Origin of the sequence: Paraburkholderia sp. UCT70 (genome assembly GCF_050434085.1) — a bacterium.
Classification (GTDB): Bacteria; Pseudomonadota; Gammaproteobacteria; order Burkholderiales; family Burkholderiaceae; genus Paraburkholderia; species Paraburkholderia tuberum.
This window is the reverse complement of sequence record NZ_JBNPVZ010000001.1, coordinates 234,107-255,108: the sequence shown is the minus strand read 5'-3', so window position 1 is coordinate 255,108 and position 21,002 is coordinate 234,107. Positions and strand designations below refer to the sequence as shown.

The 21,002-nt window shown below is 59.0% G+C and carries 19 protein-coding genes and 2 pseudogenes; 14 read left to right on the top strand and 7 right to left on the bottom strand.

Features of this window, described 5'->3' with window-relative positions:
- Positions 1-218: 218 nt before the first annotated feature.
- The 4 genes and pseudogenes from OKW41_RS01295 to OKW41_RS01280 all read right to left on the bottom strand — a co-directional run.
- Complete coding sequence (locus OKW41_RS01295) at positions 219-1,052, bottom strand: hypothetical protein (protein ID WP_429571271.1); 834 nt, start codon at positions 1,050-1,052, stop codon at positions 219-221.
- 333 nt (positions 1,053-1,385) lie between these two features.
- Entirely contained in the window at positions 1,386-2,510 is a 1,125-nt protein-coding gene (locus tag OKW41_RS01290) for a hypothetical protein (protein WP_429571270.1), read from the bottom strand.
- Between the two features lie 611 nt (positions 2,511-3,121).
- Positions 3,122-3,394: a hypothetical protein gene (locus OKW41_RS01285; protein WP_429571269.1), complete on the bottom strand. Its 273-nt coding sequence runs from the start codon at positions 3,392-3,394 to the stop codon at positions 3,122-3,124.
- Positions 3,395-3,885: 491 nt separating this feature from the next.
- Positions 3,886-4,383 (bottom strand): annotated as a pseudogene (locus OKW41_RS01280) (DUF4158 domain-containing protein); the annotation flags it as partial.
- 107 nt (positions 4,384-4,490) lie between these two features.
- On the opposite strand from OKW41_RS01280, the gene OKW41_RS01275 reads away from it, so the two are divergent.
- The 14 genes and pseudogenes from OKW41_RS01275 to OKW41_RS01210 form a co-directional block, all read left to right on the top strand.
- Entirely contained in the window at positions 4,491-4,826 is a 336-nt protein-coding gene (locus tag OKW41_RS01275; protein ID WP_429571428.1) for an acyl-CoA reductase, read from the top strand.
- A gap of 74 nt (positions 4,827-4,900) precedes the next feature.
- Entirely contained in the window at positions 4,901-5,239 is a 339-nt protein-coding gene (locus OKW41_RS01270; protein ID WP_429571268.1) for a nitronate monooxygenase, read from the top strand.
- Complete coding sequence (locus OKW41_RS01265) at positions 5,190-5,879, top strand: NAD(P)H-dependent flavin oxidoreductase (RefSeq protein ID WP_429571267.1); 690 nt, start codon at positions 5,190-5,192, stop codon at positions 5,877-5,879. The genes OKW41_RS01270 and OKW41_RS01265 overlap by 50 nt, the downstream gene beginning before the upstream one ends.
- A 249-nt stretch (positions 5,880-6,128) precedes the next feature.
- Positions 6,129-6,938: a MarR family transcriptional regulator gene (locus OKW41_RS01260; protein WP_429571266.1), complete on the top strand. Its 810-nt coding sequence runs from the start codon at positions 6,129-6,131 to the stop codon at positions 6,936-6,938.
- Positions 6,939-7,312: 374 nt separating this feature from the next.
- Entirely contained in the window at positions 7,313-8,335 is a 1,023-nt protein-coding gene (locus tag OKW41_RS01255; protein WP_429571265.1) for an alcohol dehydrogenase catalytic domain-containing protein, read from the top strand.
- The gene (locus tag OKW41_RS01250) at positions 8,323-9,489 is read left to right on the top strand and encodes a DUF1214 domain-containing protein (protein ID WP_429571264.1); all 1,167 of its coding nucleotides are present in this window, start codon (positions 8,323-8,325) and stop codon (positions 9,487-9,489) included. The genes OKW41_RS01255 and OKW41_RS01250 overlap by 13 nt, the downstream gene beginning before the upstream one ends.
- A gap of 86 nt (positions 9,490-9,575) precedes the next feature.
- Positions 9,576-10,745 (top strand): sulfotransferase family protein, encoded by a 1,170-nt coding sequence (locus OKW41_RS01245; protein WP_429571263.1) that lies wholly within the window; start codon positions 9,576-9,578, stop codon positions 10,743-10,745.
- Between the two features lie 2 nt (positions 10,746-10,747).
- Complete coding sequence (locus OKW41_RS01240) at positions 10,748-11,254, top strand: VOC family protein (protein WP_429571262.1); 507 nt, start codon at positions 10,748-10,750, stop codon at positions 11,252-11,254.
- Positions 11,251-12,024 (top strand): 3'(2'),5'-bisphosphate nucleotidase CysQ, encoded by a 774-nt coding sequence (locus OKW41_RS01235; protein ID WP_429571261.1) that lies wholly within the window; start codon positions 11,251-11,253, stop codon positions 12,022-12,024. The genes OKW41_RS01240 and OKW41_RS01235 overlap by 4 nt, the downstream gene beginning before the upstream one ends.
- 24 nt (positions 12,025-12,048) lie before the next feature.
- The gene (cysD, locus tag OKW41_RS01230; protein WP_429571260.1) at positions 12,049-12,951 is read left to right on the top strand and encodes a sulfate adenylyltransferase subunit CysD; all 903 of its coding nucleotides are present in this window, start codon (positions 12,049-12,051) and stop codon (positions 12,949-12,951) included.
- On the top strand, positions 12,951-14,876 hold the full coding sequence (gene cysN, locus OKW41_RS01225; protein ID WP_429571259.1) for a sulfate adenylyltransferase subunit CysN: 1,926 nt from the start codon (positions 12,951-12,953) through the stop codon (positions 14,874-14,876). Before cysD ends, cysN begins: the two co-directional genes overlap by 1 nt.
- A gap of 68 nt (positions 14,877-14,944) precedes the next feature.
- On the top strand, positions 14,945-15,646 hold the full coding sequence (locus OKW41_RS01220; RefSeq protein WP_429571258.1) for an SDR family NAD(P)-dependent oxidoreductase: 702 nt from the start codon (positions 14,945-14,947) through the stop codon (positions 15,644-15,646).
- A 311-nt stretch (positions 15,647-15,957) separates the two neighbouring features.
- The gene (locus OKW41_RS01215) at positions 15,958-16,323 is read left to right on the top strand and encodes a hypothetical protein (protein ID WP_429571257.1); all 366 of its coding nucleotides are present in this window, start codon (positions 15,958-15,960) and stop codon (positions 16,321-16,323) included.
- Positions 16,310-16,981 (top strand): annotated as a pseudogene (locus OKW41_RS01210) (IS5 family transposase); the annotation flags it as partial. The gene OKW41_RS01215 and the pseudogene OKW41_RS01210, both read left to right, overlap by 14 nt.
- A 306-nt stretch (positions 16,982-17,287) precedes the next feature.
- On the opposite strand, the gene OKW41_RS01205 reads toward OKW41_RS01210, so the two are convergent.
- Genes OKW41_RS01205 through OKW41_RS01195 form a run of 3 tightly spaced genes read right to left on the bottom strand, consistent with a single transcriptional unit; the run spans position 17,288 to position 20,728 of the window.
- Entirely contained in the window at positions 17,288-18,268 is a 981-nt protein-coding gene (locus OKW41_RS01205) for a plasmid partitioning protein RepB C-terminal domain-containing protein (RefSeq protein WP_429571256.1), read from the bottom strand.
- Entirely contained in the window at positions 18,265-19,167 is a 903-nt protein-coding gene (locus OKW41_RS01200; RefSeq protein WP_429571255.1) for a plasmid partitioning protein RepB C-terminal domain-containing protein, read from the bottom strand. The genes OKW41_RS01205 and OKW41_RS01200 overlap by 4 nt, the downstream gene beginning before the upstream one ends.
- Positions 19,091-20,728 (bottom strand): recombinase family protein, encoded by a 1,638-nt coding sequence (locus OKW41_RS01195; RefSeq protein WP_429571254.1) that lies wholly within the window; start codon positions 20,726-20,728, stop codon positions 19,091-19,093. Before OKW41_RS01195 ends, OKW41_RS01200 begins: the two co-directional genes overlap by 77 nt.
- Positions 20,729-21,002: the final 274 nt, after the last annotated feature.

Genomic DNA, 21,002 nt, shown 5'->3' with positions numbered 1-21,002 from the left:
CAGGCGCACGTGAGAGAGCGAGTTCTTCGAGCTCACAGTTGGCGGCCTGTGCGGCACGCGGCCGGAAACGCCGCCCCGAACGGACCGACCGCTGACCCCAAAAACGTGACAACTGGTACGTCGAGGCGAGAGACTCGTGGAAAAATGGGCGGCAAATCTTTACGCGTCCTCGCCTTCGGCATTCTATGAAAGCGGTTCAGAGAAATGTCGACGTGTCTTTACTTATAGTGATTGGCCCGTGCCGTGGCCGCGGCGGCTAGCGCTTCCTGATAAACCGCTCTCTTTGCTTTCACCTCCGGCTTCAGTGCCTGTCGTTTCTCACGGCTCTTGTGATAGGTCTGAGTCTCGATGAACAGACGCAAACTCCCCCCTGTTGCCGGTCCGAGATTGCGCAGGACGGGTGGTTGACCCGGATCGACCCAGAGAATCTGCTGCATCTCGTTGGTTGTTGGGTCCACCCAGCTGATGTAGCCGCCCGGCAATATCTGTCTCGGACGCTCGACTGCTCCTGTAAAGCTGTACCGGGCGTCCGGGGCAACCTTGGGGTCATAAAAGTGGGGCGTAATGAAGTCGGACACCGCTATGCCATCAATCATGTAGGTGTAAGCATCGGCTTCACACGGATCGCAGGCCTCAACCAGATATTCGAATCGACCCGTGCCATCCTGGATCTTGTCGTTTGCGATCTCGATCGAGTTCGAGGTCTGTAGCCGGTTACCATTTGGGTCGACAAGCATCTCTATGGTTTCGTGGCTTGCATCGACCGCCCATTCTTCGCTGCCCGGCGTGACGATGACTTTCGCGTAGGGCTGGTTATGGCGAGTCATATGAAAGCCCCCTTCGTCCGCAGGCAGGCTCTTGACGAGCTGGACGGGCCATACACCCTGGGGGATCTTTTTGTGATCGGCCAGATATGAGACCGTGGCGCTGACTGGCCAGTATTTCGGCAAATCCCGTGTCACCTGCACATTCAGCGCCGCAGCCACCGCGGCCATCGTTTGAGTATCGACTGTACCCGTCGTGTCGACGAGCCCGACTTTCGTTGCCAACATAAGTGCCTCCTGTTAATCCGATTTAGCTCACGCAAAGGAGCCATGTCGGGCACGAATCTGCCCGGTCTTTCCGCATCGTCTCCACGTGAGAACTTAGGCAAAGCCATGAGTCGAGCGGCACACACTCCTGATCCTGCTCGAAACGTACAGTGCAACGTGCGGCCCCCAACGCACATCACCATCACAAGCGCTCGGTGCATGGAGCCATTCGATCGTGCCGCTACCTGTCGTTCAGCAAAAGCCCGATGGACACGGCTTGCCGGCAGATAGCGGCGCTGATCGGATGCCGCCCTAGTTACAGGGCCGCCACCAGTGCGGTGGGCATGAATTTGCTCAAGACTGCGCGGGTTGCCGCGTGACTCCCTCGCGCGGTTGGCTTTCGCCCTCATGCTCTGGCAGTTGCTGGCCGCGGCTTGAGTCCGACGGAAACAGCGTCGCCACGAGCCGATCCAGGAACTGGAAGAATCTGTCCGATGCGTACCCGGCGATGAATGCGATTGCCAGTGGAGACAGCGTCTTTCCCTCCTGCACGATGTCGCTGAATAATCCGATGGAGATGCCGACGATCACGGCAGTGATGACATGCGAGCGATTGGCGACTTTCGAATATTCTGGATGAAAGAGGCACGCGGCGGTGTCGTCGCGCAGCTTGCGCAGGATCGCGGCGTTAGCGCCGAGCCATGCATACAGGATGGGCAGCACGAAACCAGTCGTCATTCCGACGAAGGTCAGGATATTGTCCAGTGCATACTTCGCCGTCGCGCGAATCTGCTGGTAGAGCGCGATTTTTTGAAAGCCCTGATTCACCGTGTCTTCAGGAATCACCGTTTTCTTGTCGGCCGAGACGCCAATGTTGAACAACGGTATATCGATCTCCAGTGCGGCACGCATGGACTCGGTCGAGCACTCCCAATCGCCAGGCAGTGGTGCCCCTCCGACGTCCCTCTTGCAATCCTTCGCATACTGTTTTCTCACGATGCCCCAGTCCTCCCCCCAATCTTCCCCGAAGAGCCCATAGACCCGCTCCCCAAGCGCATTCGGCACCCAGAAGAAAAGCTTGCTGATGCTCCCCGTTCGCTGAATGTCGGAATATAGTTGCCGGTTGTTGGTCGCAAACTTCTGCAAGGTTTCTTTGATCGCGTCTGCTTCGGGCGAATTTTGTATCTGCGCAAGTGTGTCGTGCTGGATATTGTCGTTTGCCTTCTTGATCGAGGCGTCATAAGCCTGCAACTGATTGTGCATCGTGAGGGCGATCGGGTCGTTGTTCTGGATCACGGCCTTGATGTCGTCCGATATCTCTTTGATCGCGAACAGAAGGCACGAAAGCGCGAGCACGACCAAAGTGAGCGCCGCCGCGGAGTACGAATAATTCCTGATCGCTTTGCGCGCACCTTCGCGCGCTTCGGCGCCGACCGTTTCGCCGACGACCGGCGCGACCGCTTCGGTGATTCGGCTCATCGCATCATAGAACGGCACTTCGACCGTGGGAGACCACGTGAAATCCCTCTGTGCCTGGCGCGCGGCGGCGAGCGCATCGACATCCGATCCCGCGAGCTTCTTGCCGTTGAGTCCCGCGTGCGACACAACCTCCGAGCACCGTTTCAGATCGTCCGCGACTTTCGCGTTGGGATAAGGTGCTTTCGCCACGATATACGCCATCGCGTAATAGAACGCGGATTCTCTCTCGGGGCTAATCTCGCCTCGCTCCAAATCCGCGCGCGCGTTCTTCACGGCGCGCAGGATGTCTTCGGGAATTCGCACACCTGCGCGCGCTGCGAGCGAGATGCAGATCTCGCAGCGGGCGATATCGTCTCTCAAGTTCAAACGCGGATTTTCGCCGTTGGTCGCATTCATGGGAGCCTCCGCTTCAGAATCCGCCTGCTTTGATCCCGTGTGATCACCGTTTTTCAAGGGCGGCTTGGAGTGGTCACCGCGGTTCGCGTTTCCATATGGATTCCGAACGTATGGTCAAGTGGATGCAGAATTCTCTACGTAGCATCCTGCCGTTGCGATCCACCTAAGTCGAAGTTGACTGTTTTGGTGAATCACGGGTTGTAATATCAAGACTGTCAGAGAAAAGAGGCAGGTGCGGTCTTTTGTCGCTTCTCTACTATGGTTTGGCGAGGGTTCGCAGTGCGAATCGGATAGGAGAGCGTCTCGTTGCGTCGTCGATGATACGTACTGCTCATCCATTTTTCTGGATGCATCGTGACAGTTGTGGCAAACACCATTTCCGCCGGCACGTGCAACTGGGTGACGACAGGCGGAGGCACGCTGGCAACTTTCGCCCCCAAGATCCTGACGATGCGTTGACTCGAGATTCCAGTGACATCGTTGATCATTGGATTGGTCGATAATCCTCCCAAGGAGAACGCGACGAGTCGATGCGTGACGGTGCGGTCGCAAAGTCGACTGTCAACGGTAGGACGAAGAGCCGAGTGTCCGTTTTAAGCGTGGTTGCTTGGGTTTGCGCGTACTCGTGCTTTTAGCCAAAGGTTGATTAAACATACTCCCTCGGGTTTGGGATCGTCTGGTCGTGTTTTGGCAACTGACACAGTTGCCGTCCGTCGTTTTTCCGGTAGCGAGCGCGTGTTGTTATGGGAATAGATGGTCTACGACACCGCCGAGTCTTCTGTCAAAGGCTGTGAGTTGCCATCGCTTCTGATCCGGCATTTCTTCCTGAAAAATCCATGCTCCTTCGTCTTATAGTGGTACGCAGAAGCCGGGCGTACCCGCGTCACGATCTCCGATAGACCGGCTCTGGACTTATGCCGCCGGGCAGGAGCGTGCAATGGATCCCGTAACGACCGCCATTATCTCGGCGCTTACCGCCGAGATCTCTCAGCTTCCGTTCGGCGGGTATCAGAACGCGACGCTCATACAGCCAGCAATGGGCGTGCTGGAGCAGTTCGTCGAGCGTGAGCGATTCGGTGGCGTCCTCTCGCATCCACGCTTCCAGTTCCGCCCAGTGCTTCGGTCCGATCGACGCGATGCCGAGATATTCGCAGGTCCAGAGCTGGTGTTCATACAGTGTCTTATAGCGCTTATAGAGCGTGCGGAGGGAGGCGATCGTCGGGGTGGACAGGTTGAGCCGTTCGCCGACATAGCGCAACAGTTGGCGTGGCAGTGTGCCGACATGCTCGAGCGTGTGGCCACTGGCGCGCAGAAAGACCAACTGGATCGCGACGCCGGCACGGTGATCGCGCCGAAAACGCTCGTTGACTGCGGCAATATCGCTGTCAGTCAACGCGAAGTAGCGCTCCACATCGAATTCCGAAAGTCGGGCGGGCAGGCGATCTTTTCCCACATAGCGAAATTGCAGACCTGGCATCTCCGTCTCCCGACAACGGCGCGCGATCCGTAATCGCGGGCAGGTATGTTATCGCAGATACCCTTGGGACCTCCGGACGACACTCAGAGCCGACGGCAGCCTTATAAATAAAGGCTCTGCGGAGAAACCGCCAGATTTGGCAAAAAAAGGACGATTACCCCTATCAGGACATGCAGCATATGTTTAACCGCGAACAGCTGCTGCCTGAAGTCGTCGAAAGCCTCGGCAGCACCGAGGTGATCGACGGATGGAAAGCGCGCGACGTGCGCGGCGCGCCCAACCGGATTCGCGCATTCCCGCCGCGGCTCGTGCACATCATGGCCGGCAATTCGCCTATGGTGACGGCGATGACGGTGATTCGCGGCGCTTTGTCCAAGGGCGTTCATTTGCTCAAACTGCCGTCCAACGATCGATGTCTCAGGAACTGGACGCGTGGGCCGTGACTGCTTCGGAAGCGCGCTTCGACTGATCCCGTTTAGACGCTCCCGCCGATCCCGCCAATTACGCATCAACCTCCATGCTCAAGACCCGTATTACCGAACTCTTTCAGGTGCGTCATCCTGTCGTCCAAGGTGGCATGCGCGGTATTGCCCTTGCCGAACTGACGGCTGCAGTGGCGAATGCCGGATGTCTAGGCTTTCTTTCTACTCATACCCACATCGAGCCTGAGAGCTTGCGCAGGGAAATCGCGCGGACCCGCACGCTGACCCAAGGGGTGTTCGGCGTCAACCTCACCGTTCTTCCCAATATCAAGCCGGACTACGAGGGCTTTTTGCCGCGTCATCGTCGAGATGGGCGTGCCGGTTATGGAAACGGCAGGCAGCAACCCGGCGAAGTATATCGAGCTGTTCGGTAAAGCGGGGATCAAGGTGATCCACAACTGTCCGTCGTCGATTCGCTTCGCCTTGAAGGCTCAGGAACTCGGCGCCGATGCGGTCAGTATCCACGGCTTCGAGTGCGGAGGCCATCCTGGCGAGGACGACATTCCGGGATTGGTGCTAATTCCGGCCGCGGCGGACCAATTGACGTTGCCGATTCTTTCTTCAGGTGGCGTCGCCGACGGACGCGGGCTCGCCGCTGTGCTGGGACTTGGGGCAGACGGTGCAGTAATTGGCACCCGGTTCCTGCTGACACGGGAATCGCCGTTGCATCCCGCCGTGAAGGCACGCATGCTTGCTGCGACAGAGAAGGACACCCGGGTCATTGGACGTAGCGTGCACGACTCGTCGCGCGTGCTGAACAACCGCCTCGTGGAAGACGTGCTGGCTCTTGAGAAAGCTGGCGGCAGCGACTATGCGAGCCTGTTTCCAATGATCGGCGCAGAGCGCTGGCTTGACGCGTCGCAACGCGGTGACGCTGACGATGGGGCATTCCCTGTCGGGCTCGCCGTCGGGCTGATTCACGACTTGCCCAGCGTCGCGGAGGTTGTCGATCGGATGGTAGCCGAGGCGCAGTCCGTCATTCGCGCACGCCTGAACGCAATGATCAGCGACTGATCTTCAGATCCCTTGCGCCTATCCCGTTCGGTTACTTTGAATGCGAGTCGATTCGAGGGTTTTCGGCGTTGCTTTCGGTGTTGGCCTTTTCTGGTAACTTAGCGTGGCCGAATTGGCCTGCGTTACAGGAAACGGCGCCTGTCGAGCGTACAGGCGTGGGCCGTCAAGTTGCGGTCCGTGTCAATCGCGCTCTTGTTCACATCGTTGTTCTGCGAACCGGCACGCGGGCCCTGATCGATCAACAATGGTATGGTAGCTCACAAGTCCGCTGATCCGCTTTTTGCCGCACTCGCCCACGCTTCCCGACGACAACTCTTGACGCTGTTGAGCGCAGGTACGCAGAGCGCGCCTGCACTGGCGCGCAAACTGAACATGTCGCGCGCAAGCGTGCTCGGTCATCTGGACGCGCTTGGCGAAGCCGGCTGGGTCGATGTCACTGACGAAGGCAGTGGTGACGCGCTCTATTCGAAGCGCCCCCAGGCCGAACAGCAGTTTCTTGCCGAATGCGCGGCGTTGCAGGCGCCAGCGGACCCCCGCGCAAGCGATGTGCTGGACGTACAGGCTGCGGCGTGGGCGCGCGAGTGGCCAGCAGAGGACGTGAACGTCTATCTCATCGGTCAACGGCTTCTTCGGCTGTCTGCGCACATCGACCGCGCTCTCAAGGGGGCCGCGGCCAGTCAGGGCATTCTGGCCGCCGAGTTGTTGCTGCTTGACGCGCTATTGATTTCCGGGCCGCCCTACACGCAATCTCCGACGCAACTTCAGAAGCCGTTGGCGATGACACTGGGCGGCATCACGAAGTGCGTGAGCCGGCTGGAGCAGATGAGACTGGTCGAGCGCAGGCCAGACCCCGCCGACGGGCGCGGCATCCTGGTGCGGATGAAGCCAAAGGCGCACAAGATTCTGGAGAACATTCTCCGCGAAGGTACGTATGGGACCGACTGGGTGGCGTCCAGTCATATGGCGCCCGAACGCCGCGCGACACTGTCAAGCTTGCTACGCGAGCTTCAGTTGTATGCCGACGCGGAGGCCGTACGTCGAAGTCAGGAGCGGACGTAAAGCTTCCACCCGTGAGTGAGAGAAACGTCCGCACTCGTAGCTCCCTCCCATAGGGATCCGCTGCGGCGGTGCGGCGACAACGCACGTCCGACTCGGCCGGCACCCTCTGTCGGCTACCTTCTTCTTCTCTCCATCAGCCTGGTGCGGTCGCGATCAACGGGCCGCATCGCGTTTCCCTTTGCGCAGAAATACGTATCTGACAATGCTTAAGACTACTTACATACGCGAATGCGACGCTTCCGTGCGTGAGCGGCAATCCACTTCGTACGACATCTCAGTATAAACCCCCAGTGGCATCAATATACTTTCCCGGTAAAGTAGTTTCCAGATGATCGATGCGAACTGGACATTCACGCTAAACGGAGATCCGAGCGATGAGAGCGGCTTATTTCAAGCGAGTTGGTTTGCCGTTGGAGGTCAGGAGCGTGGATGATCCCGCCCCAGGTTCCGGAGAGGTCGTACTCAAGATCCACCGCTGTGGGATTTGCGGCTCGGATCTTCACATGACGGACGGACATGCACCGCATTTCACGCTGCCGGAAAACTCGACCTTGGGGCATGAGTTCGCCGGCGAGGTGGTTGCCGTAGGAAAGGGCGTCGAGCGACTGAAGGTCGGCGATCCAGTCACGGCGCTTCCATTCACGGGATGTGGGTGCTGCGCGACCTGTCTCGCCGGAAAGCCCAACTTTTGCGCGGATTTCAAGGGAGTGGCGGCGGGCTTCGCGGAATACGCGGTGGTCGCCGAGCGCGTCACAACGAAGCTCCCTAAGACGTTGAGCATGGAAGACGGCGCGTTAATCGAGCCGATGGCGGTCGGCTTGCACGGCGTCGCTCTCGGGAAACTGACGCCGGGCGCGCGAGTGCTCGTGATTGGCGCAGGTCCCGTCGGACTTGCCGCAATTTTCTGGGCGCGACGCGTGGGTGCCGGGCGCATCGTAGCGACTGCTTCCTCACGGCGCCGCGAATCGCTGGCACGGCACATGGGTGCTGATGCGTTTGTTGTCCCGGAGGCGGGACAGGATCTGGCGGCACTGGCCGCTGACGCGCTCGAAGGCCCACCAGACATCGTGTTCGAATGCGCCGGGCAGAAGGACCTGATCGCGCAGGCGATTCATTGCGTCAAGCCGCAAGGCGATGTGGTGGTGCTCGGCTTCTGTACTGTGCCCGACCAGTTCGTTCCAGCGGCGGCCGTATGGAAGGAAATCCGGCTCCAGTTCGCCGTAACGTACAGCTTGCAGGAATTCACACACGTCGCGAATGTTTTCGATGCCGGTCACGTGGAGCCACGCTTGATGATCACCGATCGCGTCTCGCTACGCGCATTGCCTGACGCATTCGAGGCTCTGCGTAACCGCTCGACCCAATGCAAGGTCATGGTGAATCCATGGCTCAGCTGAAATCCTGGAAGGACTACCTCGCGCAGCTTGCGCCGGCAGAAGCATTGCTGGAGTTGACGGAAACGCCGCGTGATCCGCAAACGCGGGCGGATCTATATCGCCAGTTCCAGATGAATCTGTCGCTGGCCTACTTCATCTACTTTCAGTCCACTCCGGAGCATCCCGACTGGCTGCCGTTCCTGAACTCGGTGTTCATGCTGCAACCGAACCCGGATGACACCTACTTCATTGCGCCTTTGCGTGGTGACTTGCGATACCGGTTGACGGGCGAGCGCGGCAGCGTGCATCTGCTTACGCTCGATATCGGTCGTGGAATCATGGGTACCACCGATCAGGTTCATCCGCCGCTCGGTCAGTTCGATCTCGACGATCTGAAGATCAGTAGTGACGGCTGTTTCGAAGTGCTGCTGAGCGCGCAGCGCCCCGCCGGCTACGGGGGAAACTGGCTGCCGCTGCATCGGGACGCCGACTTCGCAATGTTGCGCCAGCGTTCGTATGTATGGGGTGTGGAGCGTGACGCGCGAATCGCTATCGAGTGCCTCGATGCTCCGTTGGTCAAGCCGCTACTGGGGTATGAAGAAATTGCGCGGCGTACCGGCGAGGTCATGGACTATGCAGGGCGGTTGTCGCGTCGCTGGCTGGTTCACATGCAGCAGCTTCGATCACGCACCAAAGTCAACGAATTCGAGTTCTTTGCCTTCGGCGGCGGATTGGTCAAGCAGGCGTACTGGCAAGCGATCTTCGATTTCAGTCCTGACGAGGCATTGATACTCGAGACCGATCTACCCGAGAAACGGCGCTACTGGAACGTGCAGCTCAACGACGCACTGTTCAACACACTCGACTTCGTCGACCACCAGAGCAGCCTCAACGGTCATCAGGCGCACATCGACGAAGACGGACGCTTTCGAGCGGTAATCGCCCACAGTGACCCCGGGGTCCCGAACTGGCTGGACACATGCGGACGCAATCGCGGCACCGCGATCGGCAGATGGTACGCGTGCAGTTCGGAGCCGGTGCCGACACTCAAGCGTGTGCGCCTGTCCGAAGTGCGTCAGCACCTTCCCGCCGCGACACCTGCCGTCAGCGATACGGAGCGAGCGAAACGCCTGAGCGAACGTCGGGTCGGTGCGCAATTGAGGCGGCGATGGTGAGCGCTTCGATTGAAAGGCCGCAATCGCAGAGTGGCAATCCTTGCGATGCGGGATGGTCTCGCCGAAGAATTCAAAGGAGACAGTAAATGTCGTTGCCTGGAAGGTTTACGGGAACAGAAGATGCGCTTCACTGCGCCGCCAGCTCCGCTGCTGGATTGAGCGATTTCGGGGAAAGTACTGAATATCTGCCTGGGCTGTCGCAGCTTCTGATCGCTCTCGACGAAGACGGGCCGCGTTTCGCGCCCGGCGGGCGGGAGTTTGTGTGGAATGCGATTATCGGTGCGCTGGCATCGCGATTGACGTTACTTGACGGCCTGCGTACGCATCGCGATAGCTTGCAACCGGCTCCCCGGCGGCCCCTCATCATTACCGGCATACCGCGGACGGGCACGACGGCATTGCACAAGCTCTTGTCGGTGGACCCGCAGTTTCAGGGGCTGGAGAAATGGCTGACTGTCTTTCCACAGCCGAGGCCGCCGCGCGACACATGGAGCGACAATGCGCGGTTCAAGGCGACAGCCGATGGTCTGGAGGCCTTCTTCAAGGCAGCGCCGGATATGCGTGCGGCACACAACATCGTGGCCGACGAAGTCGACGAATGCCTTGAAATACTGAAGCAGGGCTTTTGCAGCAACCTGTGGGGCTCGTCATTGCGCGTGCCCCAATACGACCGGTGGTGGCTCGAACAGAGCGAGCTGAGTACTTACCGGTACCTCGCCAAGGCAATCAGTCTGATTGGGGCGCACGACACTGAAAAGACGTGGCTGCTAAAGAATCCCGGACACATCATGCAATTGCCGGCGCTCTTTGAAGTCTTCCCCGATGCCTGCGTCGTGCAGACCCATCGCGATCCGGTTCAGGCGCTGCCTTCGTTAGCTAGCGTGTTGACGATGGCTCGCCGCGTCTCCGAGGGCGAACATGTCGACCTGCACGAGATCGGCCGGCGTGAAGTCGAGAACTGGGCGCGTGCGACTGAGGCCGCGATGCAGGCGCGCACCAGAATGCCGCCGACGCGCTTTCTGGATATCCGCCAAAAGGACTTTTACGCCGATCCGCTTGGCACCGTGAGGCACATATACGGGCACTTCGGCTTCACGCTGACCCCGGACACGGAGAACGTGATGCATCAACGCATCAAGGACAATCCGGAGCGCTCACACGGCACCCACAGCTACGCACTGGACGAGTTCGGCATCGCGCCAGAAGCCATCAAGGAACGCTTCTCCCGCTACATCACCACCTACGGACTGCACTGAACATGACACCGACGCTTTCTCCGTTTGCGGGCCTGCTGCAGATCGCCTACGTGACTTCGGACATCGACCAGGCGATTGCCTATTTCGACCGCGAACACAACGTTCCGGAATGGGCGAGGCTGCCGGCCATCGAAATCGAGTCGATGCCCGGACGGACCTGCACCTTGAATATCGCACTTGCGTTTGTCGGCGCGACGCAACTCGAATTGATCCAGCCGCTCTCGGGCGACGATCACATTTACCGCGACGCGTTGCCAGCATCGGAATTTGCGATTCGCCATCACCACATCGCGCAACTGATCGCCACCGAAGCCGAGTTCAACAGGCAACGCGAGGAACTCGCCGCGCAGGGTATGCCGATCGTCCTGGATGGCCAGATGCCCGGGGCTGCCCGCTATTTCTACACGGACCATCGTGCCACGTTGGGGCACTATTTAGAGCATATCTGGTACACGCCCGCAGGGCTTGCTGGCTTGGAGCAGCTGCCGCGCAATGGAGGCAGACAGTGAACGTGGCAAATTCGATTGCATTGCAGCACGACGACCACCAGCTCGCAGCAGACGTGGCAACGGCGGCGGGAAGCGTGTTGAATGCGATACGCGCGTCGGCTGTGCTGGCGGGCAAGCCGTTGGGGATAGTGGGCGACGCCACGGCAAACGAACTGATTACGCGCTTGCTCGCGCATGCGAGACCCGATGACGGTTTTCTCACCGAAGAGGCCGCTCCTGACCCGAAGCGCCTGTGCCTCAACCGCGTCTGGATCATCGATCCGCTCGACGGTACTCGGGAGTTTGGCGAGCACGCCGAGGGACGCGACGACTGGGCGGTGCATGTCGCACTGACCATCGGCGGCAAGCCTGTCGCGTGCGCGGTCGCCTTGCCCGCCTTGGGCGTGACGCTCGGTACGGCGGCCCCGCCGGCGTTGCCCGAAGCGCCGCCCGGTCGCCTGAAGATTCTCGTGAGCCGAACTCGCGCGCCTGACGTGGCGTTCAAGGTGGCCGAGCACCTCAATGCCGAACTCGTGCCAATGGGCTCGGCGGGCGCCAAGGCAATGGCAGTCCTGCGCGGCGAGGCCCATGCCTATCTCCATGCCGGCGGTCAGTACGAGTGGGATTCGTGTGCACCCGTGGGCGTCGCTCTTGCGGCTGGCCTCCATGCGAGCCGCATCGATGGAAGCGCATGTGCCTACAACTGCGCGGACGTTTCGATGCCGGATCTCCTGGTGTGCCGCCCCGAAATTTCCGAGCCGTTGCTGGCCGCCATCGCGGCTTTACGATAAGTCGCTGTTACCCAAGGATTCGCCATGACTACCCTGACTCACCTGCGGCGGCTCGAAGCCGAAAGCATTCATATCATGAGGGAGGTGGTCGCAGAAGCCGAGCGCCCCGTGATGCTGTACTCGATCGGCAAGGACAGCGCCTGCATGCTCCATCTCGCGAAAAAGGCGTTCTATCCGGCGCCGCCGCCATTTCCATTGCTGCACGTGGACACCACCTGGAAGTTTCGCGACATGTATGCGATGCGCGACCGTATGGCCCGTGAGACGGGAATGGAACTGATCGTGCACCAGAACCCCGAAGCGAAGGAACTGGGAATCAACCCGTTCGATCATGGCTCGCAAGTCCATACCGACATGTGGAAGACCCAGGGCCTGAAGCAGGCGCTCGACAAATACGGCTTCGATGCCGCCTTTGGTGGCGCGCGACGCGACGAAGAGAAGTCGCGCGCCAAGGAGCGCATTTTTTCGTTTCGAACCGCGACGCACCATTGGGATCCAAAGAACCAGCGTCCCGAATTATGGCGTCTGTTTAACGCACGCAAAAACAAAGGCGAATCGATTCGCGTGTTTCCGATCTCGAACTGGACCGAACTCGACATCTGGCAGTACATCTATCTCGAGAATATTCCGATTGTGCCGCTGTACTTCTCCGCAAAACGCCCGGTGGTGGATCGGGACGGTACGCTCGTGATGGTCGACGACGAACGTATGCCGCTTAAACCGGGAGAGCAGCCGATGGAAAAGATGGTGCGATTCCGCACGCTCGGCTGTTATCCGCTCACAGGCGCTGTGGAATCCGCGGCGACCACGCTGCCCGAGATTATTCAGGAGATGCTGCTGACGACGACATCCGAGCGTCAGGGCCGCATGATCGATCACGACAGCGCTGCTTCCATGGAAAGGAAGAAGCAGGAGGGGTACTTCTAATGGCACACGTTTCTGACCTCATCGCCACCGATATCGAGCGATACCTCAAGCAGCACGAAACGAAAAGCCTCCTGCGCTTTATTACCTGTGGCGGTGTCGACGACGGCAAGAGTACGCTGATCGGGCGGTTGCTGTACGAATCGAAGATGCTCTTCGAAGACCAGCTCGCGGCGCTCGAAGCGGACTCGAAAAAGGTGGGCACGCGTGACGGGGAGATCGATTACGCATTGCTGCTCGACGGTCTTGCCGCCGAGCGGGAGCAGGGCATCACCATCGATGTCGCTTACCGGTTCTTCTCGACTGACCGCCGCAAGTTCATCGTTGCCGATACGCCGGGACACGAACAGTACACCCGTAACATGATCACGGGCGCATCGACAGCGGATCTGGCCATCATCCTGATCGACGCGCGTAAAGGCATGCTGCAGCAGACGCGCAGACACAGTTACCTCGTATCGCTGATCGGCATCCGCAACGTGGTGCTCGCGATCAACAAGATGGACCTGGTCGATTACTCGCGCGAAAGATTCGCCGAGATTTCACGCGAGTATCGTGAATTCGCGCAGAAGATCGGCATTCCACATGTGACTGTTATCCCGATCTCGGGTGTGAACGGCGACAACATCGTGGAGAAGAGCGCGAAGACCCTGTGGTACGACGGTCCTGCCCTGATGCATCATCTGGAGACAGTCGAGATCGACGAAGCACGTCTGCAGGGACAGCCGTTGCGCTTCCCCGTGCAATGGGTCAACCGTCCCAACCTTGATTTTCGTGGCTTCGCCGGGACGATTGCATCAGGGATCGTGCGTGTAGGGGAGCGTATCCAGGTACAGCCATCAGGACGGGAGAGTACCGTGGCACGGATCGTTACGGCGGATGGCGATCTCGACGAGGCTGTTGCGGAGCAATCCGTGACGCTCACGCTCTCGGATGAGGTGGACGTTTCGCGCGGCGATTTGATATCGGCAGCGGATTCGCTCGCACAGACTGCCGATCAGTTCGACGCGACCATCGTGTGGATGAACGACCAGCCAATGCTGCGTGGACGCAGCTATCTGATGAAGATCGGCGCGCGGACCGTGACGGCGACGGTGCTTCCGCTCAAGTACAAGGTCAACGTCAATACGCTCGAACACGTGCCGGGCGAGACGTTGACGTTGAACGAGATCGGTGTCGCCGAACTCGAACTGGACCGGCCGATTGCGTTCGACCCTTACGAGGAGAACCGCGAAACGGGCGGCTTTATCCTGATCGACCGGATGAGCAACAACACGGTCGGGGCAGGCATGCTGCGCTTCGCATTGCGGCGGTCGAGCAATATTCACTGGCAGACGCTTGAAGTCGACAAGCGGGCGCGCCGCGTGCTGAATGGGCATCAGAGTGGTGTCGTGTGGCTGACCGGCCTTTCAGGAGCAGGGAAGTCGACCATAGCGAATCTGCTGGAGAAGCGCCTGCACGCGATGGGAAAACGCACGTATCTGCTCGATGGCGACAATGTGCGTCACGGGTTGAACAAGGACCTTGGATTTACCGCGGAAGATCGCGTGGAGAACATCCGTCGCGTCGCCGAGGTCGCCAGGTTGATGGCCGATGCGGGCGTGATCGTGATTACGGCCTTCATTTCACCGTTCCGCGCAGAGCGGGCGATGGCGCGCGATCTGATGGAGGCGGGCGAGTTCATCGAGGTGTTTGTCGACACGCCGCTGGATGTTGCCGAGCAGAGGGATCCGAAGGGGCTGTACAAGAAAGCGCGACGTGGCGAATTAAAGAACTTCACGGGTATCGATTCACCGTACGAATCGCCGGAAAACCCGGAGATTCGCGTCGACACCACGAAGATATCTGCCGAGGCGGCTGTGGAAAGGATCTTCGACAAGCTGCACACGATGGGCTTTCTGGATGTGCACAAGGGCTCGCCGCTCTAGCATGTCTCTTATAAGCAGGGAGGATTTGATGAGCGATCGATTGAAAGACAAGGTCTGCATTGTGACTGGTGGCGGTCGTGGATTGGGGCGGGGCCATTGCATTGCGCTTTGCCGCGGAGGGAGCGAAGGTCATCGCTGTATCTGTTAGTGATGCTGGTAAAGATGTCGCAGAGGTCGATAGCCGGGTGGAGTTTTACAGAGGCGATGTCTCACAGCCGGAGGCTGTGCAGGCGATGGTCGAACACTGCCGCGCACGTTACGGAAGACTCGATGTTCTCGTCAATAACGCCGGTAGGGCAGATCCAAACCCTCTGCGGATACACGAAGTACCAGTCGAGAGTTGGGACCAGACCATCGCAGTCAATGTACGCGGTGCCTTCCTCGTTCTGAAATACGCCATTCCGTTGATGCTGGCTAGCGGGGGCGGCTCCATCGTCAACATTGCTTCCATGGGCAGCTTCCGGGGATCGCCCCGTTCTTCGGCTTATATCACCTCAAATGGCGCGATGCTGATGCTGACACGCACGGCTGCGTTGGAATACGTGAAGGACCATATCCGCGTCAACGCGCTGTGCCCCGGTGTGATCGAAACCGATATGGTGCGAGATGCGCATCCGGACGTCCGGGAGTTGCTGCAGTCGCGTATCCCCTTGGGCCGCATGGGTACGCCGGAAGAGGTGGCCAGCTTCGCCTTGTTTCTGGGGTCCGACGAGGCATCCTTCGTAACTGGCGGGGCCTACGTCATCGACGGTGGCCGAAGTGCCACGTGAACCGGATTGCCGGTCGCCAAATTCGTTTTTTACTACAAGGTATCCGGAGGGACGGCAACGCCTATCAGCAACGTGTGCCAGACGCAGCGCAGCGCCGCGCCATGGCACCGTCTGTGTCGGCATCCAGTCGTCTCCGCAGAAGGTTGACATTCTGCACGGCGGCGATGTATTCATATGTTTTACGGCATTCATTTATGTACACTCCCGGGCGGAGGTCGGTGTTCCGTGCGGGCTGCGACGTGATTGTGGCGTACGAAGCTGATCTCGTGCAGACCTTGCGCCCGCAACATTGACAACCGGTTCGTCGCGACTTGGCGGCAGGTACCAGCCGCTACAAGACGCTCATGCCGCAATCGGGAGGGAGCGACGGCACCGGCGGTCTGGACGATATGGTCATGGTGAACGGCAGCGTGTATGTGACGCTGTCGGGCGAATTCAAGACCGCTGCGCACAATGCCACGCCGCCCGGACCGAATGCCAACCCGTTCCCGGTTATCGCACGGCTTACGATCGATCCCGATGGACAACACTTTGATCTCGACGGCGACTCTGCAACGACGACCGCTGCCGCTTACACGCTGCTCGGCAATGGAGCAGCTGTGGATAAGTTGACAGGCTCGCCGCGCACGTTGAACGCGCTCGATTCTCGACGGCGAGATGGTCCGCTTGCCGGATGAAAGCACAATTCTCCGGTTCCGCCATCTGCTGGAAACGCACGGGCTGGCGATGCAAATGCTGGCGCTGGTCAATGAAATCCTGACGGCGCAAGGCCTGATGCTTAAGGCCGGGTCGGCAGTCGACGCCACCCTGATTGCCGCACCCAGTTCGACAAAGAACGACTCCAAAACGCGCGATCCGGAAATGCAATCCACGCAGAAAGGTGGCAACTGGTACTTCGGGATGAAAATGCATATCGGCGTGGACGCCGACTCGGGCCTGGTCCATACGGTCGTTGGGACCGCGGCCAACGTTCACGACATCACCGTAGCCCAGGCGCTGCTGCATGGTGAAGAAACGGATGTGTACGCGGACGCCGGATATCAGGGGATCGAACAGCGTTGTGAGACTGACGCGGTTCGGTGGCATGTTGCAATGCGACCGGCAAAGCGCAGGAAACTGGATCTGAGTGATTCATTGGACGCGATCTACGATCAGATCGAACGCCTGAAAGCGGGTATTCGGGCCAAGGTCGAACACCCGTTTCGTATCCTCAAGCGGCAATTCGGTTACATGAAGACCCGCTATCGCGGTTTGATGAAGAACACTGCCCAGATCACTACGCTGTTTGCTTTGGGCAATTTATGGATGGCGCGTAGAGCTTTGCGCAAAGCTTGAAACAGCGGGCCAATGACGGCCATATGTCTGGCTGGAACGCTCCGGCGCACGGAAAAATCCTGCAATCCACGCATCAACACAGATCTGAACGCCGAGGCTGCGCTCAATGTGAAAGGCAACGCTTCAAATGCGGGTTTTGCAGACCTTCCTTAACTGCCGTTGGATGCTCGACTGCGCGACCGGCGACTGTGGGGTCGAATTGGGCCCCCGATTTTACGGTTCACGATTGCGGGGCTTTTGCGATGCAGCATTCCGTGGACGCATCAACCGGTAAATGCCGACGACGACGTTGCTGCGCGAAGCACGTTATCCAGGTGACGCAGTGCTGGGCAGCTTTTCCCCGATCCGACGAAAATTCTTTGACCTTGGCCCGCTAGAATCCGATGCAGACCGTGCATCCCTCGCTTCCTGGCTGATGGTCTCAAATTGCGTCGCAAAGTCAGGATGATGGTCCTTTAACCAACGGGCAAGACGCTCGTTCCTGAGGAGCGTGGCAACGTAAGCAGCGGAAACGGTGAGATGTAGGTGCTCAATGCCATATCGTTCGTCGGTTTGTGCCACGGTCGTCTGAAGCGTAGCCAGTTCACGCTCAAGACGGACGAGCTGCTCTGCGATTTCCTTGCCCCGTTTCCCACGAACGCCAGCTCCGCACTCGAGCTGCTCCGACGGAGTGGCGGCGACAATTGCTCGCGCAAAGGCCGACGTGAAGTTTCCCTGCCCGCACATAAGTTCGACGGCCTCCATTTGCCGCGGCGGCTTCATCAACTTCAGCGCCTTGAAGGTTGTCGCTGGACAGGCCTTGTCCGCAAGTAGCGCAGCGGCCCCATCCGATATTCCATCAAGAAGGCTTGCCCTGCGCTTCACGGTATTGACCTCAATGCCTAGTACTGACGCTATCCGTTCGCGTGGTACACCGCGCTCGATTGCCTTTGCAATCATGCGTGCGTCCTGCGCCGATGTCAGCCGGCTGATGTGTTTGTTGTATGTGTACGCCTCATCGTCTGTCGCAATGAGGCACAAGGCTTCGTTCATCCCCAGGCGGCGCAGAGCCTCTATCCGCAGTCTCCCATCGAGGATGCGAAATCTGTCGTCGGTATCTTCGACTCGCACCACAATCAGGGGTTCAACGAGACCAACAGTCGCGACGGAGGCGAGAATCTGCAGGAATTTTATGCTCGACGTAGCGGTGTGCGGGAGCGGCCTTGACGACTCGAGCGCGTTCAGCTGTAGCACGACCGGCTGGCTCTCAAATGCGACCTTCAGGGGTTTCGCTGGCAGCTTGTTCATGACTGCCCCCCGGCGCGAATACGTTGGTCCAGAACTCGGGGAAGACTCGTGAGGCCCTCTTGCTCCAGCAGCTTGATGAATCCTTCGTCGCGCATCAACTGCCGCATCGCATGAACAATGAATAGCAGTCGTGCATGGGTCAACTCAACCTTTTTTGCGAGGACCCTCTGACGGTCACTTTCTCGCATATAGAGACGACGTAGTTGGTCTGGAGCCAGTTCGCGACGATGGGCAGCGGTCGGCCCCGAGAAAACAGGCGGAGCCTTTCCACCCGACCTCATGCGTCGGCTCAACAGCCTGCGGACAACTGCGAGCTGGGGGCCCTTTAATGTTCCATCCTCATACGCTTCCAGCAACGCGGACTGGACCTCAGCGTCGTTGGAGCGTGCAATGTGCATGGCGATAGCAATGGGCATAGTGCCGGCTTCGACAGCGTTTATGAGTCGTTCTTCGCCGTGGTCGAGGAGAAACATCAGGTTTTCCAGATACGCAACGGACAGGCCAACTTTGTCCGCGACAATGCCGTCCGAGTATCCTGCCTTCCTTAGGCTTTGAATGTCCCTGAGTAGTTCCAGGGTAGTATGGTTTCGTCTCGCAACGTTTTCAACCAGCGACATGACGAGACACTCATCTTCGGCCCGGTCAACAACATGTGCGGGAATCGTCTCATGGCCGAGGGCCTGCACCGCCTCGAGTCGTCCCTGACCGCAAACCAGGTCAAACTGAGCGATATCGTCTGAGCTTGCCCTACGGCTCACCGTAATGGGCTTTTTCAATCCCACCGCCGCGATGCTTTCCGTCATCGCCTGCTTTTGACGCTTGCTACGGGTCCGCGGATTCAGCACCCGAATCTGCTGGACCGGAATATCTGTGATTGGAATCAGAAGATTGCCTTCCATCGTATGCCTCCATGTGAGACCGCGCTGCCAGCTCAAGCAGAATGCTTTCGTCCGGATAGCGGAACATCTCGAAAGGCCCGCTACTTCCGCTTCGGATGGACATTGAGAAGTCGTAGCCGGGTGCCAGACTGCCCCGCGGGAACACATAAAAGTCGAGCGGGGTTTCAAGTGCGGAGTCCAGCCGCAATACGACTAGAAGGTCGGGGGAGCAGTAGGTCGGCCACCGCGCTCGCCAGCGCGGGCTGCGACGGTCGTACTGAAGTATCAGGCGAACGGTGAATCTGACGACCAGTTCGTCTTCTATCCGAATGGTGGTTCCGTCCACGGAGATTTCCACACGATGGCCTTGTGCCACCAGCGCATCAGTCGTCCTTTCAATGCAGCGTTGCAAGGCAGTTCGAGACGCATGAAAGGCCTCAGGGCCTGGGCGATAGTAACGTGGCTCATATCCGACGCGCTCATAGGCAATATTCAAGCTGCCGAATCGCCTGCAATAGGTCTTTTCTGCCGGCATCGACGGGGTCCGGTCGATTTCTCTCGCGCTGACGACCTCGGCGGAACACACGAAGTCGCGAAGCTTTTCCAGAATCTCCTCATCACTGAGATTTCTTGTCCTGTTCGTCCGAATCTGCTCGGCTGTTTCGAACGTACCACGGTCGACGAGAGGCGGAAAAGCGCCCACCGAACGGGTCCATTCCGACGCGGGATTCCTTTGCCAGTTGGCATCGAGTTTACTTGACGTCCGGGCGTAGAGATTATTTCCGATGTATTTTTCGCCGCTCAGAATGCTGGTAATAAGCTGGGGATTCCAGGGGCGGCCATACGCGTTGCAGATGCCGAACGCATTCAGTCTCTCCGCAATTCTGTTGCATCCGAGTCCTTGACGTACGTACCAGTCGTAGATGCGCAGAACGAGCGCCACTTCATGAGCCTCGCCGGGCGTCACGATAACTCTATCTGTCTTGATGTTTTTGTGTTCCCTCGGGCGCAGGGCACCTTTAACGGTTCCGTCCGACGCGACCAATACCCGTTGCAGTCCATATCCGGGAGTTGCTCCCTGCCAGAAGCCTCGCTCGGCAAGTCGGCATTGGCCGATAAAAACCTTTCGGGAGAGTTCACGGCTGTATTCGCCCGCCATTGCCCGCTTGAGGGCTTTCATTAACGCCGCCGCCGGACTGCCGTCCCAGCCAAACAGTTCCGCGCAGTACACAACCTGCACACCTGCCTGTCGGCAGACGTACTCGTAGTGCGCGCTCTCGTCGACGTCCTGAAAGCGTCCCCACCGACTAACGTCGTACACCAGTACAACGCTGAAGGCACGGCCAGGCGACTGTACATCCCGAAGCAGCTGAACGAGAGCCTGTCGCCCTTTTAACGACACACCGCTCTTACCGGCGTCTTCGTAAGTCGCTACGACAGTTAGCCCCTGCACGGCCGCGAACTCTGCGATGACCCGCTTCTGGTTTTCCGTCGAGTACTGCTGGAACTCGGTAGACATGCGCACGTATTGTGCTGCGAGCCTGCCGGCGAGGGAAGGCGATGTAGCAGCCCATGCGGGCATCTCCGTCTCCTGTCTTCCGCGGTAATTAGTGATAGTTCGGTGCACAGGCAAGTCAAGGAGCGCAAACGTCAAGATCCAGGCTATTCATCGAGGCCTCCCGCTGCGTGACCCTTGGGTTCTCCGCGAAGCGTCTGGATGAATTTTTTATTTCGGTCGCGCCCTGAGCGCGCGTATCGCGTATGCGGTTAAATAAACGAAGTTGCACTCGGGTGTCTTCGCAAAGGCCACCAGACACCCAAAGCGTTTAGCTCGCTTGAGCGGTTTGGCCACAATC